Raw genomic sequence first — 275 nt, forward strand, 5'->3', positions numbered from 1 at the left:
CTGGGGTGGGACTTCAGGCCGGGATAGTGGACGACCTTGACCGCCGGGTGGGCGTCCAGAAGCTCGGCGATCTTGCCGGCCGTGGCCTGTTGCCGCTCGATGCGGGCGAACAGGGTGCGCACGCCGCGCAGGGTCAGATAGGCGTCGAAGGGCGAGCCGGTGACGCCGGTGCAGTTGGCCCACCAGGCCAGGGTCTGATGATCCTCGGCGTCGGCCGAGATGACCGCGCCGCCGACCACGTCGGAATGGCCGTTGATGAACTTGGTCGTGGAGTG

1 protein-coding gene is annotated in these 275 nt (G+C 68.7%); it reads right to left on the minus strand.

The annotated features are described in order from the left end of the window. Positions 1–275: PLP-dependent transferase (locus tag CVH10_RS20180; RefSeq protein WP_181244574.1), on the minus strand; the 275-nt coding region annotated here is incomplete at both ends.

The sequence above is a fragment of the Halomonas sp. ND22Bw genome, assembly GCF_003011945.1.
Classification (GTDB): domain Bacteria; phylum Pseudomonadota; class Gammaproteobacteria; order Pseudomonadales; family Halomonadaceae; genus Halomonas; species Halomonas halophila.